Origin of the sequence: Streptomyces atroolivaceus (assembly GCF_000717025.1) — a bacterium.
GTDB classification, from domain to species: domain Bacteria; phylum Actinomycetota; class Actinomycetes; order Streptomycetales; family Streptomycetaceae; genus Streptomyces; species Streptomyces atroolivaceus.
Window position 1 is genome coordinate 1 of the sequence record NZ_JNXG01000025.1, and the last position, 21,781, is coordinate 21,781.

The following is a 21,781-nucleotide window of genomic DNA, read 5'->3' on the forward strand; positions in this document are numbered from 1 at the left end:
TGTGGCGGCCCGGTTGAAGGTGAGCAGGGTAGGGGACTCCGAGCTGGCCATTGCTCACGTTGGTGAGCGCAACCTCTAGTTGGGGGTTCTCCGTTGCTGGTCTTAACTAGCCTTGGATCTGTTCGCTTGTGGTGCCGTTGGCCTGCATTCTGTGACCTGCGATCCGGCTCAGCCTGCGTTGCTCACAGAGAGCGGATGCTGCGCAGCTTTTCCGAGCCGTCGGTGCGAGTGGTCGAACCTGCCGCTTGGAGGTGTCGCTCTTAAGGGCCCCGGCTTGCGGCATCGACAAGGGCTGAATTCGGGGACTTTTGGTTGGTTCTGTCCGCCCTGGGGGCTGTGTGTCGGTGTCGCACCGTAGCGTTACAGCATGGCTATACGATCCCTGACGGACGCTGAAGCGCGGTGGGTGTTAGAGGTGGTGCAGTCCGGCCAGATGACTCAAACCGAGGCCGCAGCGGCGCTTGGGGCCACGTTGTCTCGAATCAATCAGTTGGTCAACGGGAGAACCTATAAGCACCTCTACGGCGCAGCCGGAGTACGTGTAACTGATGGTGGCGAGCGGTACGGGATCACCGAGACGTCTGAGCGCCGTAAGTGTCGAGAAGCGAGTTTCTGGGCCCGTGTCGACTGCTCAGCTGGCGTGAACGCGTGCTGGCCCTTCAAGGGCGTCAAGGGAAACAGGTACGGACACACCGCTGCCGGCCAAGCCATGACCGGCTCGGCGAGCGCACATGTCGTGGCCTTCACCCTTGCCAGCGGGCTACAACAAGCCCTGCCAGGCAGCACGTTGCTCAGACACCTGTGCGACTTTAAGCCCTGTTGTAATCCCGCCCACCTGCTCCCCGGGACAAGGAGCGAGAACAACCGAGACACTTGGGCCGCCCGCAAAGAAGGCCGCATGGGGGCGAAGAAGGTGACCGAGCCGGTCATGCCTCCACAGGGAGGGTGGAGGATCTCGACCGGAGACCTCGTCGAACTGGACCGCGCGGCCCGAGTATCGGAATTCTGGGCTCGGATCGATCGGAGGGGCGGGGACGACGCTTGTTGGCCCTGGACAGCGAAGACGCGCAACTACTTCGGATACGGACAGCTCAGGTGGGAGGGTGTCCAGGCAGCCCTGACACATCGCATCGCGTACGCGCTCTCCCAAGGGGTCACGTACAACAAACTCGGGTCCGCAGTCATCCGCCACACGTGCCCTGAGAGTACTTACAGGAACAACTGCAACAACCCTCGGCATCTCAGAGCCGGCACACAGGCCGAGAACATTGCCGACAAGGCCCTCCACGGCACCAATCCCAGAGGCGAGCGCCACCCGATGGGGCGTAGGTTCCCAGACACCCTCATTCGCGAGATGCGCATCCGCTTCTGGAGTGTCCCCACAGAGCAGAGGCCGACGATCACTGCACTGGCGAAGGAAGCCGGAACGTCGGTCACCGTTATGAGTCGATGGCTCCGCGGCGAGCAGCGAGCCGATGCCGGCGGGCCGATCGCCGCCACGCCTGGCGGCTTTCCGCAAGGTTGAGATCCGCTGGCCCAAACAGTGTGCAGGGCGTGCGTCGTCCTGGTGGCGGCCAGTCAGAGCCACGATGCTGGCGATGGCCGCGGCGTTAGACCACCGGACCTCCGCGTTGCAGCTCACCAACGCGCCAGCCCGCTCGCTCCTGTCCGTTCAGCGGCCGCTGATTACGGTGCCGCTCCTTGCACTGCTCCCGCTGGTGCTGGCGATACTTCGCCACGTGGGCAGCTGAGTGCGTGAACTTCTCCAGGGCGGGGGCATCCTCACCCGTTCAGCTCGCTCGCCGCCGTCCACGAAAGCGCCGGGCCCTTCAAGCCCAGATCAGTACCCTGCTGGAGGCTCACCCTCTTCCCCAGGTCCTGACCTCGATGCCAGGAGTCGGCGTCAGGACCGCCGCCGTGCTGCTGACCACCGTCGGCGACGGCAGCCGCTTCCCCGCCGTCCACCTCGCCTCCTACGCCGGCCAGGCCCCCACGACGAGGTCGTCGGGAACCTCGATCCACGGCGAACAAGCATTCCGCGGTGGAAACCGGCAGCTCAAGCGCGGCATGTTCCTGTCCGCCTCCGCCTGCATGAGCGCCGACCCCTGCCTCCCGCACCTACTACGACAAACAGCGCGCCCGCGTAAACCGCCACGCCCGCCAGCGCATCAGCGTCCGGTTCGCCATGCTCGGCGACGGAACCTTCTACGAGTCTCGAAGCCACGCCATCTCCCTCGCCACCTGAACGGAACCGACACGACCCAAAAACTGACAGCGTGGGATTGACGAACCGCATAAAGGCACCTCTCGGCCTGGCCGTGGTGCAGGAAGCTCCCGCACGCGGTGAGCGATCGGGTACCGTGCAGGATCCGGGGGAGGGGGCAGCACCATGGGTGATCCTGTGCACAGCGCCGCGCCCAGCGCGCTGGGCTACCAGCACCAGACATGGTGGGCACTGCTGGAACTGCTGAGGGCCGATCATGCTCGTCCCGACGCGGCGATCTGCCTGGAACTCCATGACGACATCGCCTGGGAGCAAGCCGGTTCGGCGACGGAACTCCTGCAGATCAAGCACCATCAGAGAAGCGACCGGCAGCTCACGGATGCCTCTCCCGACGTGTGGCTGACCCTGAAGAACTGGATGGACACGGCGGTGGCCTGCGATGTCGAAGGGCCGGCGCTGGTGCTTGTCTCCACCCAGCAGGCCAGTCCCGGCAGCGCGATGGCCGCGCTCCGTCCCCATGCACGCGACGAACGGGTGGCTCTGAGTGGGCTGGAGCGTGCCGCATTACACCAGGCGTCCGGGCGTATCCAGCAGGCCCGTGAGCAGTTCCTCGCGCTGGGGCCGGCGGACCGGGCCGCGTTCGTCGCGCGGATCACCGTCATGGACTCCTCACCGCGCATCGAGGACGTTCCCGCCCTTGTCCGCGCGGAGCTGCGCTGGTGCCTGCCGGTCGGGCATGAGGGTCTCTTCCTGGCCATGGTGTGGCAGTGGTGGGATGAACGGGCACTGGAGCTGCTGCAGAGGCGCCGACATGCCGTGGACGTCGGAATGGCCCGAGCGGCCATCGCCGACCTGCGCGACCAGTTCACCCGCGGCCGGCTCCCCACCGTCGCCGCCCGCGAAGAGACGGGCGACGATGCTCTCACCACGGCCTACGGCGACAGCCCTTTCGTGCAACAGATGAGATGGGTGGCCTACCCTCCTGTGAACCTGCGGCTCTCGGTCATCGACTACCACCGCGCACAGACCCAGGCCATCCGCTGGATCGCCGAAGACCTTGTCGCGGCGGACGAACTCACCGTTCTCAACCGTGACCTCGTCGACGAGTGGGAGACCGAGTTCGAGTGGATGCAAGTCGAACTCGCCGCCACGACGGACGAAGCGGATAGACAGCAAGCAGGGGCCAGACTCCTCAAAGACCTCTCCCAGCGCAACGGCCCCTGCCTGCAGGACAGATACCACGAGGCGTTCTTCGTCCGGGGCCAGCGCCATGGGCTCGCGGACACGGGATGTGTGGGATGGCACCCCGACTTCCGTGACCGCATGCGCACGCTGCAGGCGCGATCATGACCACCCCACCGACCGGGCAGATCCGTGCCCCCGCAGCAGAAACCGCCTGGAACGAACCGGCAGCTCTCGTCGCCGCCATGCTCAACCCGGCGCTGATTGCCAATCTCCTGTTTGTCGCCGCCGACGCCTACACCCGACGGCAGACACCAGGCATGCCGTGGGCGCTGTCCTTCATCATCGCCCCCATGGCACTGCACCAGGCCACACGAGAAGCACTGCCCGCCGGTACCCGTACCCACCTGTCCGCCTGGATAGGCCACCACCCCGTGCTGCGGGCCGGCTTCCCCCGCCGCGCCAAGGTCCTGGTGGCACCGGTGCGGGCAGGACTGCGATTCGCGCTCGGCCACGACATGCTCGAACTGCATCGCGACTGCCTCAGGGCATCCACCCGGCCGTACACCCCGCCACCCCAGGACACCGAGATGCACGACATCCTGCGCAGCGCACGCCTGATCGGCCGCTGGTTGGCCGAGAACGAGACAGCCGCTGTCTTCGCCGGCCTCGGCGTGGGACCCTGACCGCGTGCAACTGCTCGCCCTCATCCTCTATAACGCCGACGGCGGCCGCCGCGTCGTCCCCTTCAGACCGGGCGCACTCAACATCGTCACCGGCCAGTCCGCAACGGGGAAAAGCACCTTGCTCGACATCTTCGAGTACTGCACCGGCCGCAACACGGTCACCTTCCCCATCGGCCCCATGACCGACACCGTCTCCTGGTACGCGGCCCTGTTCCAGCTGGACACCACGCGCGCCTTCGTCGCCCGTCCCGCCCCTGGCCCCGGCAAGAAGACCACCGAGCGAGTCATGCTGAGGTTCGGTCCCGACCTCGAGCCGCCGCCTCACACCGCCCTTGCAGCGAATACCGACCGCCGCGCACTGCGCCAGCGGCTTGGCCGGTTCATCGGCATCAAGGAGAACCACAGCACCACCCCCGGCGGCCGCGGCTCCACTTTCACCGACGCCCACCTCGGCCACGCAACGCTGCTGTGCCTGCAGGGTCAGAGCGAGATCGCCGACAAGAACCACCTATTCCACCGGCAAAGCGACCGGTACGTTGCCGCCGCCCTCAAACAGACACTGCCCTACTTCATCGGCGCATCCCCCCATGACCAGGCACGCAAGCATGCACAGCTCAACGCCGCACGCAGCCGGCTCAAGCAAGCGGAGACCGACTTCCATCGGGCTCAGGACCCAAACGACACCAACCACATCACCCTCGCCACCCTCTGGCATGAAGCCCATGCCCTGAACCTGGTACAAGAGCCGGCTCCGCCCGACGACCACGTTCAGGCCATACAGGTCTTGCAGGACGCCGTCCTGTCACCCACCATCGGGCTACCCCGCGCGCACGAGGAGGACCAGCGCAGACTTGACCTCGAACGCACCTGTGCCGTCCTGCGCGAGCAGCTCAGGGCCCTTGCAGCGGACCGCCGCCTGCTCCTGGCCGAAACCGCAGCAGCAGACGACTATGCCGAATCCGCGCACATTCCGCGAGGCAGGCTGGCGAGCCTCGACCTCATTCCCGCACCCCAGGATCACGACGCGGGGACCTGTGTCCTGTGCGGTTCTGTCCTATCCGAGCCCGACCCGACGATCACCACGCTCAGGAACAGCCTCGAGGGCCTCCAGCAGCAGCTGAACGGCATCGACGCAATACGCCCGGCACGACGTGCCGCTCTCGAAGCCCTCCACCAACAGACCACCCGGCTACGCAGTCAGCTCCACGCGACGCAACACGCCCTGCAGGCTCTCGCGCAGACGGACCAAAGCAGCGGTCACCTTCCGCTCGCGGACCGCATCAGCTTCGCACGCGGCCGCATCCACGGGACACTCACCACTCTCCAGCGCACCATGGGCGCTGGCCTGGAACGGCTCAGCCAGGCACGCGACACGGCGCGGTCCGCTGTAGAGGCCCTCGAAGCCGAACTCGATCCCGACACAGCAGGCGAGCAACTCCTCGACCGGCTGGTTCCCGTCAACCAGGACATCACCCTGTGGGCCCATCAGCTACGGCTGGAGCACGCTCACCAGGGCGTGCACCTCAACCCGAACCGACTGACGATCGAGTTCGCTACCCACACCGGCAGCCTCCCGCTTTCGAGACTGGGCAGCGGAAGGAACTGGGTCGGCTACCACATCCTGGCCCACCTGGCCCTGCACCGTTACTTCGTACGCCAACGCAGACCGGTTCCGCGCATCCTCTTCCTGGACCAGCCCTCACAGGTCTGGTTTCCCCCCACCGCCCACGACGGCGACGACCACATCGAGGAAGACAGCCTCGCGGCAGAGCGGCTATTCAAACTGATCCATGAGGTGGTTGAGGAACTGGCACCCGACCTGCAGGTTGTCATCTGCGACCACGTGGACTTCCCCGCACCGTGGTTCCAGGAAGCCGTCGTACACCGATGGCGCCACAGTGAGAAGCTCGTCCCCGCGCGCTGGGTCTCGCGGCTCGGTTGAAGTGAGCAGTGCGAAGTTCTCTGAGCTGGGCATTGCTCACGTCGGGTGAGCTCATCCCATTGCCGGGCTTGACGAAGACAGGCTTTTGCTGACCATGGAATGGCTCGCTTGTGGAGCAACTGGCCGTGATTCCGCACCCATCAGTAGGAGAGAGCTGTGCTGCTCACATGGAGCGTATGCTGAGCAGTTTTGCCGAGCCGCCGGTGTGAGCGGTCGAGTCCCTGTGCTCCGGGGCAGCTGTTCCTTGAGGTAGGTTCGCGAGCGTTCGGGGGACGCGGTGACGAAGTCCGGTCCGAGTTCCTCCTGTCTCGGCGCCTATGGCGCCAGGTTCTCCCGCCTTGAGGCTCGCTCCTTGGGTCGGCACATGGAATCGATGCGTTGCTTGGAGTGGGTTGCGAAGGCGGACGTCGGGGCGACGTGACCAGCGGCCGTCGACTCTGCAGGGCCGTCGCACAAGTTCCGGCCCAGCGTTCGCCGTGCCCGCGCGGGAGTACTGCGGTCGTCTCCCGCGCGTGGCCCTGGGCTATGCCTTGAAGTCGTAGCCGAGTACGCCACGGCCGCCGACGAACAGGACTCGGCTGTCGGGATGCCAGACCACGGATTCGAGGTCACTGTCGGCCCGCATGCTGGTGAGGTGCTCGGCTGTCGTGGAGTCCCATACGGAAATGGTGTCGCTGGCCGTGGTGGCGAAGTACTTGCTGTCGGGGCTGAAGGCCGCTGCTCTGACCCTGATGCCGCGGAATCGGTGCGTGACTGCCTCTGTCGCAATGTCCACGACCCGAAAGTCGACAGCACGGTCAGTGAGGGCCAACTGGCTGTTGTCCGGGCTGAACGCCAGCGCGCGCGCTGAGCGGCGCGCCAGATGTGCGACCTGCACGCCAGATGCAGTGTCCCAAACGCGGGTTCCATCGCTGCGATCGTATGTGGCGAGGCGGGATCCATCTGAGCTGAACACGAGTCTGTGAGCTCCATGATGAGGCAGCTCATGCGTCAGCGTGCCGCTGGCGGTCTCCCAGATGCTGACGGTATCCCGATGGCCAACGGTGGCGAGAAGATCTCCAGTTGGGCTGAGTTCCAGCTCCTGCAGTCTTCCGTTGGAAGGAAATTGTGCAAGTAGATTCCCACTGGCGTCCCACACGCCGGCCGTCTGCGGATCGGTGGCTGCGGCGAAGCAGACACCGGTTGCCGTGAAGGCCGCCGAGAGCAGGTCGCCATGGGGCCCTGGGGCGCGATTGAAGAATCGAAGTTCCTGCCCAGTGGCTCCGCCGCCTCTCGTGAAGTGCTGGATCTGTGCTCCGCTCGCAGCATCCCAAACGGAGACTCCTTCGCGGCTCACGGTGGCGACGAGAGATCCATCAGCGGAGACCGCTGCGGCAGTGACAGGAACACCCTGTTGCTGCGGAGAGGTGGGGGCGAGGTCCCAGATTCGGACTGTCTTATCCATACTGCCGCTTGTGAGTCTCGAACTGTCCGGGCTGAAGCGCAGCGAGGAGCACAGCGATCCATGATGGAAGCGGTGGACCTGTGTCTTCGTCCTGAGGTCCCAGACCTCCACGACCCCCTCACGGTTTCCAACAGCAAGACTCGTGCCCTCGGCATTGAATGCCGCCACGGTAATGCTGGGACAACCGCGAAGTACGTACAGTCGCATGCCGGTCGACGTACTCCAGACCTCAACACCTCGTCCGTGCGTTGTGGCAACGTAAGTACCGTCCGCTGTCACGGCCACAGGGCGGCCCTGCAAAGACTGCAAGCCGCTGCCCGTTCCGGCGTCGCTGACGTGACAGCGCAAGCTCCCACGTTCGGAGAGGACCAGCGTCGTGCCGTCCTGGCTCACCAAAAGCCGCACCGAGTTAAGCCTGTGAGCCTGAAACGCATTGATCTTGGACCCGGTGGACGTGTCCCAGGTTGCGACCGTGCCGTCCCCCAGCACGGTGAAGAGGCGCGAACCATCGGCACTGAAGGCTACGGCATGCCCGCCGCCTGCGAAGAACCGATGCAGCTCCGATCCGGTGGCGAGATCCCACCCGTAGACGATGCCGTCTCGATCGATGGTGAATAGATGTCCCCCGCCGTTACTGAAAGTCACTTCCTCCATTCGGCTGGAACCTGGCAGGTCCCATATCTGCACCCCGCTTGAGGCGTCCCAGACCCGGACTCGGCCGCTGATCTCAATGGTGGCGAGGCGGGCCCCGTCGGGGCTGAGGACCATCTCGCCCACCGGCGCCTGATGTGTAAGGGTCCGCAGGAGCGCAGAGCTAGGCAGGTCGGGCGGGGTCCACCGGTCTACCAGCGTCGGCCCAGACAAGACCGTGTCGGCGGCTGCCCGCCATGCCGCGCCTCCCGGAACACGGCTGCGGAGCACGGCATCAAGGGCCTGGGCCGGTTCGGTGGGGGTGAGAAGGTGCGCGGCACGCTCCAGATGGGCCGCTAGAGCGGCTGCCTCGACATGAGGGACCAGGGAGAGGTCTCGAAGAGGAGCCGTGGGGCCGTGCTGGTGCAGACGCATGCGTATCCAGCGGAAGTCCGTGGCCACGGCAGCCGCATCCGTGGCGCGCTCCGCGTCCACCAAGTGCGCGATGAGAAAGTCCCGCAGGTATTCGTGAGGCGTGGTCCACCACTCGGGCCCGCCTTCGGCGGCAGCTGTGACGGTGTCGAGGAACGTGGCGTTCACCACGGGCAGGTGAGCTGACAGTTCGGCCCGGAGATGGTCGCGGATCACGTCGTGCAGGACCACGGTCCCGCCAGGGACGGTCGAGTCGAGACTGAGCAGGGACAGATCTGCCATGTGCCTGCAAAGGCTGCGCGTGATGGTCTCGTCAAGACCAGCGGCTCCCTCCCACAGGCGGGCCACTAGGGCAATGGCGACGGCCTCGTCCTCAGCGAAGACTCCCAGTTCAGTGAACCGCTGCTCCCCATTGGGAGGAAGGAGCTCGGTGGCTGCTGCGAGACTGGCTCGCACAGCCCTGTTCCGCTCGTCCGTGTCGTCGAGATCAATATTCGTCTGAGGATCGCCCGCCGCCGGTCCGCGCACACGAAGCCGCTCCAGCAGACGCTCACCGACAGCGTTAGCATCCGCCCCAGTCGACAGCTGCTCCCTCATGACACGGTTGACGATCCGCAGCAAGAGCACCCATCGCCCAGTCGCCTCGACAAGGGCGTCGACCATCGCTTGCGCCGGCCGTTGCGGCAACCCCCTGGTCAGGACCAGGCACGCCTGCCCGTAGGTCATACGGTCGACAGTGATCCGTGCAGCGTAAGCGGGAAGTACTTTGGGACTACGAGTGGTGATTAGGCGCACGCACCGCCGCTCTGCGCCGATGAGGAACGGTCGCAACTGTTCCTCCTCCCACACGTCGTCGATCACCAGCAGAGTTCGCGGCATCGAGGCAAGAAGCTTGCCCAGTTGAACGCCGGCCTGCTCCGGATCGTCGCCAGCCGTGGACTCGACCCCTGTGATGCGTACCATCTCCGTGGCGACCTTGGCCGCGACCGAGGCCCTGCCTCTCACATCACGGCCGATCGTGATGAACCAGATCCCGCCGGGGAATCTCTTGCGGACCTTCGGCTGGCCGACGGCAAACCGGGCAAGCGTCGTCTTGCCGAAACCGCCTGCCCCATGCAGACCGGCAGTGATGGCCACCGTGTCACCCCCGCGCCAGCGCTGGCGGGTGCGTGCAAGGACGGCGTCGACCACCTGGCCAGCCTCCGCCCGGTCCACCCACCCGTCCGGGACGACCATCGGGCCAGGCGCGGCAGGCAAAGCCGCCGCTGCCGCTGGGCTGAGCTTGGGCCACATCATCGAGATCAGAAGGATCACGACCCCCACGACACTGGCGACCGGGTCCGCCTCGCCCCATCCCTTACCCAGGACTGTCCATACGAGGAGGGCCAGCGCACCTAGAAGGAGCGGACCGCGCACAATCCACTTCGATATAAAACGCCTCAAACCTCACCCCTTGTGATCAGCGCGAAGCTGCACCCCCTACATCCTCGCGACCCGGCCGGGATCTCAGCCAGACGTGCTCGCTGGCTTCAACCGAGCGACCGAGGGAGGGCGCGCTACGCCAAGTCTCCCGCAAACCGGGAGGCGAGGGCCGTCACACAGCGGACCGACAGAATCTGACCGCCCTGGGCTACACCCAGGACCGCGTGGTCGTGGTGATCGCCGGCCGCGCGGTCCTGCGGTCGTCGTGGAGCCCGTGTGCGGCGAGGGTGACGGCCGAGACAACTGGTGGAGGTGAATCTCTCGCGGGGGAGCGGGTGACCTTTAGAGGCGGAACCTGCGGCCTTGTCCATCAGTGCCCGTAGGCGACGGGGTGGGCGGTGAGGCAGGCGTGCCTGTATCGCAGTCGCCATCCGCTGGAGTCCTTTTCGCCGATGGCGCCGACAAGTCCGATCACCGGGTCAGTGAGGGAGGCGAAGAGGTCGTCGGGATGGGGGTCGGAGTCCCAGTGAAGGGTGCACTGGTCTGCTGCGGCAGCCAGCCGACGCTGGTGGTGGTGTGCGCGGCTGGGCCGGCCGGCGAGGCTGCTGAACCAGGTGCCGACGTCCCAGCTTTCGTCCGGGGCGTGAGCGCACAACCGCACGGTCAGCGCGGCGAGGAGAGTTTCGGTGTCGGCACGCAGAGGCGGTAGCGCGTTCAGGGCCGCGTGTTCCTCGGCGGTGAGGGGAACGCCGGTGGTCCACAGTTGGGCGTAGTTGCTGCCTGCTGTCGCAGGTCCCCGCAAGCGGCCATTCCGGTCGCTGGTCACGGTCAGGGCAGCGCCGGTGGGCAGATGCCGCAGGCGCCATCCTTCCTCGTACGAGGTCTCTACCCGCAGTCCCGGTAGCCCGATCTGCGGGAGCCTGTTACGGCCGACCAGCCAGCAGGCCACGTTGTAGGGGGCTCGGGTGGTGAGCACCAGATTGTCGTGGCGGGCAGATACGACAAGGGTGTAGCGAGTGACGTCGGCCAGGCTGACGTTCCGCGGCCACGTACTGGTCGGGCCATGGTTGAGCAGACCCAGAGCGAGGAGGGCGCGCAGCCGACGCTGCGACGTCGTGCATGCATCGAGGCCGAGGCCGCTGCCGGCTGAGGACGCACGGGCATCGTGCCGATCGATGCCGGCGGACGCGAGGGCATGTGTCTCGCGCGTATAGGCGGCACGGAGGTGGGCGGTACGACGGCGCAGTGAGGAGGGCACGGTGAGTCCTTCGGAGCTGCCCGGTCAGCTGGATCACCACATGATGTGTGTCAAGACGAATCAGAAGGCGCGAAGTGGGTGCCCTACACCCTCTATCGGCGCCAGGGGAGGATCCGGGATGCCGCCGGCGCGCGGTCCAGTCCGTCGCAGACCGGTGCGTTGAAGCTACCGCCGCGCGGTGCGCACCCATGCCTGCGACACGCATCATCTGCTATTCCCAGGTTCGGAGAAGGGTTTCACGACAGGCTCGTGGCCCCTTGCAGCGCAGGAGCGGGGGTGTCCTGACGCGGCCGGTGTATTACCAGCCGCATCTCGTCCGGCTACCATGCGGCTCTCGCCGCCGGACCATGCCGCACTGCTGCCTCAGGGCGCGCGGGTGAAGGCTATGAACTCACTGCGATGCGATGTTGTCGATGAGGTAGAAGTCGAAGTAGAACAGGGTGGCACTCATGTCGCCCTGGTGTCCGAGGATGTCGTTGTAGAACTGCACCTCAGAGATATTCGGGCTGGCGAACTTGCGGTAGGCGACGGCGGCGTACGCCTCGCGCAGTTCTCGCGGAGTAATTGGCTGTCCCTCGGTATCGGTGAAGGTGCGCTTGGAGACTGTGCCGACCTCTTTGCCGAAGCGCTGGGAGTAGGTTGTGTTGTCCAGGGCGGGATCGACGTTTTCGCGGATGCGAGCGACAGTCTCAAGGACGAGGTCCCGCTCTGCTAACACGGGGATGGAGTAGGGGGTGTCGACGCGCTCGGTCTCACGGGTCTTGGTCTGCCCTCTGAACATGACCCGCACTACGTCAGCGGAGTCAGGTTCGAAACCGCCCACGCAGCCGACCTCGTAAGGGCGGCGGCCGGTCAGAGCCACGACGCCAGCGATGGCCGTGGCGTTGGACCACCGGACCTTCGCGTTGTAGCTCAGCAACGCCACAGCCCGCTCAATGTGCTCCTGTCCGTTCAACGGCCGCTGATTGCGGTGCCGCTCCTCGCGCCGCTTTTGCTGGTGCTGGCGGTACTCCACCACGTGGTCAGCTGAGTGCTTGAACTTTTCCAGGACGGGCGCATCCTCGCCCAGTTCGGATTTGAGCACGTTTCGGTAGCTGGTGATCAGGCTGCGGTTCGTGGTCATGGCATAGGGCTTGCCGGTCTTCGGATTGACCCGCTGGTGGATGTCCGACAGTTCGGCGAGCACGGCCGTATGCACCCTTTGGCCGTCTGAGCCGGAGTCACGGATCTTTGCCACGAAGCGGTCGATCCGCTCCCTGTCAGCCGGAGTGAGCATGTAAGGTCCCTCAGATTGTGGTCTCTTGGGGACAACCCTGAACGGTGTGCCTCGAACTGACACCAGGCAAGGCGCCCTCGCGTTGGAAGACATCCTTGCTGGTACAAGCGTGGGGAACCCACCGGACCGCAGCGGCGCAGCCACTGACCGTCGACGCGGCCATTCGCGGCACCGCTGCGGATGCGGGCGCGGCTCTGGCCGGCGGACATGGGTTCGACGTGCTATGCGGATCGGAGTCTGTGTGAGCGACAGCCATACGAGGGAACGGCTTCTGTGCCAGCGGCGATGCCGACTACGGCGTGTCCGACTCCGTGCAAGGAGACCGCGGTTCGAGCGGGCATGACCTCGCCACCCGCAGGGGGCAGCAGATCACCCGGGGACTCCTGGACTGGGCGGACAGCATCCTGACGGTGGACCGCCATTCTCGGCATCCTCGGTGCGGTGTGCGGCGAGAAGCATGCGCACAAGCTGCCGCTCTACCTCGGTGACCGTGACGTGCACGACCTGATCGGGCAGGACGAAGGGTTGTTGAACGACGTGGCTGTCCTCATCGAGGCCATGGCCACTGAGTACATGGGGCCGCGCCGCCAGTCTCTGCCTGGCCGGGTCAGGCAGCTGCGGTGGACAGGAGCACGCGAGTTACGTCGTCTGTCCCAGGCGAAGCACCCCATCCGGGGGGCTCACGGAACCCGGGCGCCGGCCGCGGGGACCCGTCAGAACGTCGCCGGCAGAACAGCAGGACAGCAATGATGGCCATCCAGATCACCGCGGTACGCCTGACAGCCGGCGGCACCACGCACGAACACATCACTCACCTGTGGTGGACCAACCAGGCCTCCGGCAACAGCGGTAACAACACCCGGGCTCAGCTTGTCGACTGGATCGACAACCAGTCCGGCGAGGCCTACACCGACGCAGCCGGACACCGCACGAAGGTCGCCGTCGTGACGCCCACTCGGGGCGAGAAATACCTGCGGACCCACGCCGACGGCGTGTGGACCAACAACCTCCTCGCCCTCCCCAGGCGCTGACCCGACACGCTCACCCGGCCGTCGAACGCGCCGCCCCTCCGGCGGCGCGCCAGGCCTCCAGTCCGAACCCATGATCCCCCACTACCGACCGAGGTGTTGCGTGTGGGTAAGCCGGTGTCGCACCAGTGGGATGGGAAGGAAGAAACGGACGGAGGAGGCGGTGTCAGTGCCGCTTCCTACGATCTGGGCATGGCCTACGAATCTGCTCGTGATCTTCCTTCCTATCTGGAGCTCGAACGGCAACTGAAGGTGGTGAGGTTCCTCGGGAGAAGCAATCGGAAGCTGGCCGGGGCGATCCGGCTTCAGCTGCGAGAGTTCGGCGATACGGTCGACGCCTTCTATGACTTGTTCGGGGGAAAGCACTGGATCTTCCACGACCAGTTGCCCCTAGAACCGGTGCGGACCATAGTCGCCAACGCAGGAGAGGACGTGGACGGGGCGGAGCGGAAGCTCATCGAGCTCTACCACGACGCCGAGAGTCTGCCGTTCATGATCCTTCCGCTGCGGAAACTGCCGGCCATGCGCCGCAGGCTCACCCTGGTGGAGCGGGCCCGGCAGGACTACTTCGCAGGCCGCTACTACGCCACTGTCCAGGTGCTGCTGAGCGTCATGGACGGCTTCGTCAACGAGTTCGAGAGCGTGCGCCGTGGGTTGCACGCACGCGCTCCCGAGGAACTGCAAGCCTGGGACAGCGTCGTCGGCCACCATCGCGGCCTCCAGCATGCCCACAAGACGTTCACCAAAGGGCGCACGGCCACACTGGAAGAACCCGTCTACGAGCTCTACCGCAACGGCATCGTGCACGGCAGCATTCTCAACTACGACAACCTCACCGTCGCGACCAAAGCCTGGAACCGGCTGTTCGCCGTTGCTGACTGGGCCGCCGCGCGCCTGAAGGAACAGGAACACCAGTCCAAAGAACCAGCCACACTCTCCAGCGTCGGACGCCAGCTCAAAGAACTCACCAGCACAGGCCTGCGACAGGCCGAGATCAACCGCGTCAACGAGAAGTGGAAGCCCTGCAGGCATCTCCCCGGAAGCGACACCTTCAACGTTCACCCCGCCCACACTCAGACCCGCGAACTGCTGAATTGCTGGATGCGCCGCAACTACGGCTCCCTGAGCGACCTGCTTACCCACGACCTGCACATCCGGCACGGCAAGTCGGCACGCAGCGAGGTCCGGCGGGCCTACGACCCCTTCAGGCTCTCCGCATTCGAGATCCTCTCCATCCATCACGACATGGCAGCAGCCTGCACGGTCACCGCAACGCTTGATCATGGAAGTAGCGCCACGACTGAGGTTGAGCTGCGATGGGTCAGAGAGGACGACCAGTCCTATCCCACGCCTGAACCCTGGCCAGGGAAGTGGCGGCTGGTGACCTGGGATCCGCGCTGCTACCTGGGCCGGATCACCCCTCCTCGTCCCGGCAAAGCCCCTCACTAGCGGTTTTCCGCTCACGACTTCCCAGGCCGACCCGCTCTCCGCTTCGCTCTCACTTGCACCCCTGGAACCGACCCCGTACCGAGGCGGCTGGCGGCGCAGATACCCGCACCTTCTGCGGGCCGTCACCGTGAGGGCCGATTCCTCCTGGCCCTGCCCAGTCGTTTCACGCCTGACTGGTCCAAGGAATCACCCATCCCGGTGCGGGCTGTGTTGCCCCGGGCCGAGGTGGAGTCTCGTGCCTGGCAGGTTGCCATGCCCGCAATGCCATCCAATAGTTCTGTTCCGGTGTGCCGGTGCTGTTCTGTCTGGTTTCTTGGTCATCCCAGTACTCCAAGGGTGTGGAGGCCGCATTGGGCAGTACCCGTAAACACCGACCCGCCACCCGTAAGTCCACTCTGCACCGGCTGAAGGTCCCCGACGACAGTGCCCTGGAACTGTCCGGGTTCGTGCGGGACAGATACCTCGACAGCGACGACTACCAGGCCAGAGAGTTCACCCGCCGCGGGATCACGGGTCTGCTGATCACAGGCGGTGTTCCTCGCGACCGTGCCGATTGGTGCGACGTGGTCGAATCCATCACCGGCCTTGAGGTCAACGAACGCAGCCGGGCGGCAGCCGGCCTCGTCCTCATGAAGACCGGACGTGGCACCTACGCACTGAGCTACGGCGTGGGACAGCACATGCTGGACCCCTACTACCGTGACGACGAGTTCGGGCTGGAGTTCGCGACCCGCTGCCTCGATGATGAGGGAGTCATCAAGATCCGCAACCAGATCATGGACGGCCGAGGCAGGGTCGACGAGTACTCGGTCTCCAGAGGCGAACGCATCGACGACTTCGGGCTGGAACGGTTCGCCGCGGTCGTGCGCCGCATCTGCGGCACCGTCAGCGGACTGCCACTGACCTCCCTGCAGTCCGGCAAAGTGCGCCAGGTCCGTGTGGAGTGCTCACAGGCAGCCATCAAGCTCCCGCTGGCAACCAGCCTGGAACAGTTCCTGAGCGACCTCGACACCATTGAGGACGTATGCGCGCGGCCTGACCCTCTGCCGCAGCTGCGGTTCGTCAGCCGAGTCCATACCCTCGACAACCGCAGTCGCAAAGCAGTCGAGGCCCAGAAGGCACTGGAAGCCCAGCTTACGGATCCGGACAGCCCTCGCCTGACCATTGGGGTTCCGGACTCGTGCCAGGAAGGCTACAGCTCGGCCCAGGCGTTTCGCGTGAGACGAGGCGCCCAGACGATCGAGGTGGGCGAGCTCGAACTTCGGCACTTGCTGCAGTTTGTCAAGGACAAGCCGCCAGGGGAACGACTCCAAGGCCTGGGGGACTTGCGGGTCACCATGTTCAGCGATGACGACTTCCAGACCCCGGCCGGTGTTACCACCAGCGGCAAGGAATGGCTCATCGCCGATGTCCCACTCGGCACCGACCGGCTGTTCTACGGCAACGGCAAATGGTTCGAGGTGGGTGCCGGTTTTATCGAGACGCTGGAGGAGGAGCTCACCAACCTCTTTGCCCAGCCCCAGACGGTGACCTTGCCCCGCTGGACCAAAGGACCGCAGAACTCCGACGGACAGGACACCCACGACGAGGACTGGTTCAACAGGAAGGCAGCCGAGCAGGACGGGTACCTGCTGTTCGACAAGGACACCGTCCGTACGGTCAAGTTCAGGGGGGGAGGCCTGGAAATCTGCGACGTCCTGGGGCCGGACAACCAGCTGATCTGCGTCAAGAAGGCACCGGCCACCACGGCGCCTCTCAACCATCTCTTCGCGCAGGGTGTAGTCGCCGTCGAAACGCTCCGCAGCGATACCGTGGTACGCGGCAAGTTCCTTACGCAAGTGGCTGCGCACACGCCCGACCACCGTATGCTCAAGGACTTCGGGTCTCTCCGGGTGGTGTTCGGAATTCTACTGAAAGACGGCAGGGACATTGCGGTCAACTCCCTCTTCGCTTTTGCACAGGTTTCCCTGCTCCAAGCTGTCCGGCGGCTGCGAGCGATGAACGCTGAGGTCGAGGTCATCGCCATCCGAAGGTGAATCAAAAGGGGAAGCCGACGGCTCACTGCCGGGCGCCGTCGTCACAGGGGCGGCCCTGTTCGTCCTCAGTGAGAGTGCTTATGCGCGGTGGTCGCCGGTTAACACCGGCCGAGAGGCCGGTGCGCGCCTCACGTCCCGGCGGTGGAACTCCTGCCGCCGAGAGGTGGATGTCACCCTGACGCGGACGCAGGCCAGCTGCTGGGCTTCCCCTTCCCTGTTGTCCTGCTGGTCCAGGCAAGAAGCATGGCGTCGCCGGTCCAGTGAGGCTGGCTGGGCTGCCGCCGTCCGGTCGAGTGTCAGTGCCGGGTGGTAGAGCTGATAGCGAGAGAAGAGCCAGCAGTTCACTGGGCGGGGCGTCCGCGCGGTCCGCAGTGGCGAAGCGGTCCGCACTCGGGTCCGGCCCCAGCGCACCACACCCCGACCGACTCCGCCCGGACCCCAACGGCACTATCGCCCGCATGACAGGAAGATCCGATGGACCCTACACCTGACCTGGTCAGGGAGATAGCAGCGATAAGAAGGATGCTCGCTGACAGCGAGCCGGCCCCCGTGCGCTCAAACTACCTTGCCGACCCCTCACAAGGCCGCCCTGTCCATCAAGGCTCAACAGCACCAGCTCTCGTTCCGGAATGGCACCAACACCCCAGCGGTTTGCTGGTTCCCGCATCGTCGGCGCAGGGCCCCGCCCCCATCGACCTGATGGCCGTCTACCTCACCGCAGAAGAGATCTTCGGGTTCGTACCGCCCAGCGACTACACAGAGCGACAGCTGGAACGAATCCCTCTGGAGGACGTGCTCCGGTTCTGCGCCTGGACACTCACCGCTCTCGCGATGCCCGATGCCTCAGCGCGAGACGTAGAGAAATCATTCGTGAACACGCTGATGCAGGGGCCATTGCGCGATCGTGTGCTGAACCTCCTCAGAGACGACCGCCGCAGGCTCCTCGTCCCCCAAGCCGTCATGCTTCTGGCCCGCACGGCAGTGCACGTATCGCCAGACACCGTGCCGCAGGGCGCCCCGAGGGGCGACTTGACCGTCGCCCTGTTGTGCAACAGCCAGAGCATGGGGCACCACTCCGAATCAGGCCCGACCGTCATCGCGGACCAGCCCGGCCCTCTGGGCCGGGAAATCATTGCCAACCAGCACTTCAACCACACCTGGTCTGTCTCCGGCGTCCTGGCCCGCTATGCACGCCGGTGGCTCGAGCTACCCATGGAGCACCTCTCAGAGCCTGGAGCCATCGACCTCAGCCAGGCCTATGAGGACTGCACCGGTGTTCGGCTCGACGACCTGGCCGCCGTCGCCGGCTACCTGTGGGCCCGTACCACACAAGGACACTTCGTCCTGGAGCATGCCGAATACTCGGCACTGACCCTGCCCGCCGAGCGACTCCACCGCGTGCTCTCGCTGATCAGCAACGATCTGCCTGGCATGAGAGAAGCAGTCCGGCAGGAACGGCCGGAACACCGCACCGAATGGTCCTTCGACCCCTTCCAGCGCTGGCCCGTCATCCGCCTGCCCGAACGCCGACTGCTGGTCCTGGACCCCCGTCATCTCGTGAGCCGTGCCTTCGGGTGGCTGCCGATCATGGACATCCGGTTCCCACCGCCCCACCACCCCAGGCCGTCCGGCCACAAGACCCTCGCCACCCGCGCCGAACAGACCCTGCGCCGCATCACCGAGGTGTACGTCAGCGAGGTTCTCCACCGGATCACCGAGGACGCATCCACCGCCCGGCGCGTCTATGACGACGCGCAGCTCAAAGCCGCCTACACGGCCAAAGGCCAGCGCATCGCCGACGCCGCGGTCGACTATCCGGGAACCTGGATTGTCATCGAGGTCACCACGACCCAGCTACGCCGTGAAGCGGCCACTGCCGTGCCCGACGAGTCACAGATCAAGGACATCGACAAGCTCATCGAGGAAGTCGACCAGATCAACGCCACCATCGATGCCCTGCGCCAGGACGAGACAGCCCTCACCGGCATATCACCCACACACCCGCGACGTTTCCTGCCCTTGCTCGTCCTGCCCGAAGGCTTTCCCGTCAACCCTGTGACTCTGACCGTGATCCGCGAGCGCGCACGATCCCGAGGCCTCCTCCAAGCGCCGGACACCGACCCCCTCGAAATCGCTGACATCGAAGAACTGGAGATGATCGAAGGCATGCAGGAAGACGGCGGACCCAGCCTCCTGGAGATCCTGCAGAGCAAGAACGCCGGCACGCTGCGCAACACTGGCCTGCGCGAGCACATCTTCTACGGCCTGAACCTCAGTCCTTCCAAGCCCGCCCGGCACGCCGAACTCTTCGCTACCGCCCTGCAACCCCTCTTCGAAGCCATGCCCAGACCGGAGCCTGGGCCGCCTGCGTGAGACAGGTCGGCCCAGGCAAACGTAGATCAACGAACCCTGTGAGCTGGCCTGAGGAACCAGATCTTTGCCGGCCTTGACAAGCCTTCCGGCCGACGAGCGGCCGCCGCCCCGCCCGAAAAAGGGATCACCTTCTGCTGGGCCCTGACCCGTCCACCTTTCCGATCTCGCTCTGCTGACCGACCTCGCGACCCAGCCCGGGCATCCTCCTCCGCCTGCCGCGCGCTGCATGGCGGGGGCGCCAGATGACCCCGTTCCCACGCGCTAGGCCCGTGAGGGCCAGCAGTCAGCCTGGCGGCCTCACGCTTCGGCCGCCACGAGTTGACTCAGCCTGCGGGCACATCCATGGCGCAGCCGTGGGACTACGGGCAGGAAGCCCGCAGTGATTTGCGAGCCAAGCCGGCCTCAACGAGAGGCGACAGAACGGGTCAAGGCCAGCCGGCGGACCAGCACTGCCAGCCGCCACGCCAACTGGTCACACAGATCACGGACGGCGATTCTCTTGGGGCTGACGGTGATGGCTGGGTGGGTGCTACGTTGTGGCCCAGGGGAGTGGCACGGCGCATCGCACCAGACCGAGCAGCCTAGAGCTGCATTCCTGGTGCGGCCGGTCGCAGGGGTGGGACTTGCGCCGCTCAGGCAAGCACGATCAGTAGTGGGGAACGTGGCGCGAGCAGGGTCGCATTCGGCGGCAGGGCAGATGACCGGATATCTCTATCAGGGCGAGCTCGCCCTGCTCGAGCTCGCCCGCCGCAGCTGGCAGGACCCCACCGTCGAGGTGCGCATGGAACTTCTCGACGACATCGAGTTCCTCGACCCGGACAAGACGCCACGCGAACTGCTGCAGGCCAAGCACCGTGAAGCGGCCGGCCCGCTGAGCGAGACCGGCAAGGACTTCTGGCGCTCCGTCGCGTCCTGGATCGATGCCCTGAAGAAACTCTCCGACCCCGCAGATGCCGCCATGCCCATCCTGCGCCTGGTCTCGACCCAGACCGCACCGCCGGGCACTTTCTTCCAGTACCTCAGCGACGGCCCGAACCGGGACGAGACCAAGGCGCTGGAGCGTATGGAGCAGACCGCCGACGACGCGGACGGACCGGTCACCACCGCCGAAGACCGAGAGCTGTTCATGCAGCTCGCTCCGGCCCGGCGCCAGCAGCTCGTCCGCGCCATCACCGTCAATGACGCGGCCCCCCTGATGTCAGACCTGGACTCTAGTCTCGCCAAGGAACTGGGGATCACGCCGAGCGACCACGCTCAGGCCGCCCTCGACGAGATCAAGGGGTGGTGGTACGGCATGGCGGTCAAACTGCTGGAACGTAAGAACCCCCAACGCATGCGAGCCTCCGTCAGCGCCCAGGAACTTATGTGCCGACGGGACGAAGTCACCGGCCGCTACATCGGCAAGAGCTTGCCGATCACCGAGGCACTGCGCCACCTCACCCAGGCAGAGATCGCCGGCTACAACGACCGCTTGGTCGTCACCCAGATGCGGTGGATCGGCCTGCCCGACGACGAAGTGGCGATGCACCTGCGTGACTACCACTACGCACGGGCACAGCGATCCGAATGGCTGCGCACCTTCAAGATCACCCCCGAACGGCTCGACGAATACGAAGGTGAACTCCACTACGAGTGGGAGACAGCCTTCCGCCGCCGTACGCGCCGCATCCGAGACGACATGAGTGAAGAGCAACGCCAGGACATCGGTCAGGAAATTCTGGACGCCACCATGGACCGGGTTGCTGACACCCAACTGCGACCCGGCAGCGTCACCGCCCCCTGGATCGGCACCGGAAGCGCCCACTGCCTGTCCGACCAGGCCGACACGGCGGAGCCCGACCGGCAACTCGGCTGGCACCCCGACTACAAAGACCGCTGTCAGAGCCCCGACGAATCGCAGGAACAGTGACGACCGACTCCCACCGCAACGTGTCGGAGGTACAGGCGCTGTTCAACCCCGCCTTCGGCGCCTACCTCCTGGCCAGCGCCGTCAACACCGCCACGAAGAAAGCGGACCGGCCACTGCCCTGGCCCAGCGCGTTCCTGATCCTTCCTCTCGTGCTGCCCGCAGATACCCGCCTCTCTCTCCCCGGCAAGTCCACCGTCACGCTCACAGCCTGGGCACACGAACACCCGCGCCTGCAGGCCGCATTCGCCGAACGCGCCGCAGCACTGACCGACTACACCCGCACCAGCCTGCGCACCGCCATGCGCCACCAGGCCATAGACGTCACCCCCGGCGGACTCGTATGCCCCCGCACTCCCAAGCCAGCCTCCGCCGCCCCCGGCGAAGAAGTCGCCGCCTGTGCCCGCGCAGCCGCACTGGTCGGCCGCTGGCTCGCCGTTACCGACCCCACTCGCGCCTTCACCACCCTCGGCGTCCGGCCCTGATCCGCCCC

At 65.7% G+C, this 21,781-nt stretch carries 13 protein-coding genes and 1 pseudogene; 11 read left to right on the forward strand and 3 right to left on the reverse strand.

Annotated features, from left to right (window positions below):
- Nucleotides 1-367: 367 nt before the first annotated feature.
- The 5 genes and pseudogenes from OO67_RS37405 to OO67_RS33560 all read left to right on the forward strand — a co-directional run bounded on the left by OO67_RS37405 (nt 368) and on the right by OO67_RS33560 (nt 6,034).
- Nucleotides 368-1,525, forward strand: coding sequence for an HNH endonuclease family protein (locus OO67_RS37405; protein WP_078598448.1), 1,158 nt, complete (start codon nt 368-370; stop codon nt 1,523-1,525).
- Between the two features lie 255 nt (nt 1,526-1,780).
- A pseudogene (locus OO67_RS37410) lies at nt 1,781-2,245 on the forward strand (transposase); the annotation flags it as partial.
- 144 nt (nt 2,246-2,389) lie between these two features.
- Complete coding sequence (locus OO67_RS33550) at nt 2,390-3,574, forward strand: ABC-three component system protein (protein WP_033305613.1); 1,185 nt, start codon at nt 2,390-2,392, stop codon at nt 3,572-3,574.
- Nucleotides 3,571-4,092 (forward strand): three component ABC system middle component, encoded by a 522-nt coding sequence (locus OO67_RS33555; RefSeq protein WP_244300418.1) that lies wholly within the window; start codon nt 3,571-3,573, stop codon nt 4,090-4,092. Before OO67_RS33550 ends, OO67_RS33555 begins: the two co-directional genes overlap by 4 nt.
- Before the next feature lie 4 nt (nt 4,093-4,096).
- Nucleotides 4,097-6,034, forward strand: coding sequence for a DUF3732 domain-containing protein (locus OO67_RS33560; RefSeq protein ID WP_033305614.1), 1,938 nt, complete (start codon nt 4,097-4,099; stop codon nt 6,032-6,034).
- 523 nt (nt 6,035-6,557) lie between these two features.
- Here the strand turns inward: OO67_RS33560 and OO67_RS33565 are convergent.
- The 3 genes from OO67_RS33565 to OO67_RS33575 all read right to left on the reverse strand — a co-directional run bounded on the left by OO67_RS33565 (nt 6,558) and on the right by OO67_RS33575 (nt 12,496).
- Nucleotides 6,558-9,854: an NB-ARC domain-containing protein gene (locus tag OO67_RS33565; protein ID WP_157841761.1), complete on the reverse strand. Its 3,297-nt coding sequence runs from the start codon at nt 9,852-9,854 to the stop codon at nt 6,558-6,560.
- Between the two features lie 478 nt (nt 9,855-10,332).
- The gene (locus tag OO67_RS33570) at nt 10,333-11,220 is read right to left on the reverse strand and encodes a hypothetical protein (protein ID WP_051710144.1); all 888 of its coding nucleotides are present in this window, start codon (nt 11,218-11,220) and stop codon (nt 10,333-10,335) included.
- A 391-nt stretch (nt 11,221-11,611) separates the two neighbouring features.
- Nucleotides 11,612-12,496 (reverse strand): protelomerase family protein, encoded by an 885-nt coding sequence (locus OO67_RS33575; protein WP_033305615.1) that lies wholly within the window; start codon nt 12,494-12,496, stop codon nt 11,612-11,614.
- Between the two features lie 749 nt (nt 12,497-13,245).
- On the opposite strand from OO67_RS33575, the gene OO67_RS33585 reads away from it, so the two are divergent.
- The 6 genes from OO67_RS33585 to OO67_RS33610 all read left to right on the forward strand — a co-directional run bounded on the left by OO67_RS33585 (nt 13,246) and on the right by OO67_RS33610 (nt 21,773).
- Complete coding sequence (locus OO67_RS33585) at nt 13,246-13,527, forward strand: DUF3892 domain-containing protein (protein ID WP_033305617.1); 282 nt, start codon at nt 13,246-13,248, stop codon at nt 13,525-13,527.
- A 102-nt stretch (nt 13,528-13,629) separates the two neighbouring features.
- Nucleotides 13,630-14,973, forward strand: a complete 1,344-nt coding sequence (locus OO67_RS33590) for a hypothetical protein (RefSeq protein WP_244300425.1) — start codon at nt 13,630-13,632, stop codon at nt 14,971-14,973.
- Nucleotides 14,974-15,260: 287 nt separating this feature from the next.
- Nucleotides 15,261-17,009: a DUF6119 family protein gene (locus OO67_RS33595; RefSeq protein WP_167748689.1), complete on the forward strand. Its 1,749-nt coding sequence runs from the start codon at nt 15,261-15,263 to the stop codon at nt 17,007-17,009.
- A 699-nt stretch (nt 17,010-17,708) separates the two neighbouring features.
- Nucleotides 17,709-19,382 (forward strand): hypothetical protein, encoded by a 1,674-nt coding sequence (locus tag OO67_RS33600; protein WP_244300427.1) that lies wholly within the window; start codon nt 17,709-17,711, stop codon nt 19,380-19,382.
- A gap of 697 nt (nt 19,383-20,079) precedes the next feature.
- Complete coding sequence (locus OO67_RS33605; protein WP_033305619.1) at nt 20,080-21,291, forward strand: ABC-three component system protein; 1,212 nt, start codon at nt 20,080-20,082, stop codon at nt 21,289-21,291.
- Nucleotides 21,288-21,773: a three component ABC system middle component gene (locus OO67_RS33610; RefSeq protein ID WP_033305620.1), complete on the forward strand. Its 486-nt coding sequence runs from the start codon at nt 21,288-21,290 to the stop codon at nt 21,771-21,773. The genes OO67_RS33605 and OO67_RS33610 overlap by 4 nt, the downstream gene beginning before the upstream one ends.
- Nucleotides 21,774-21,781 lie beyond the last annotated feature (8 nt).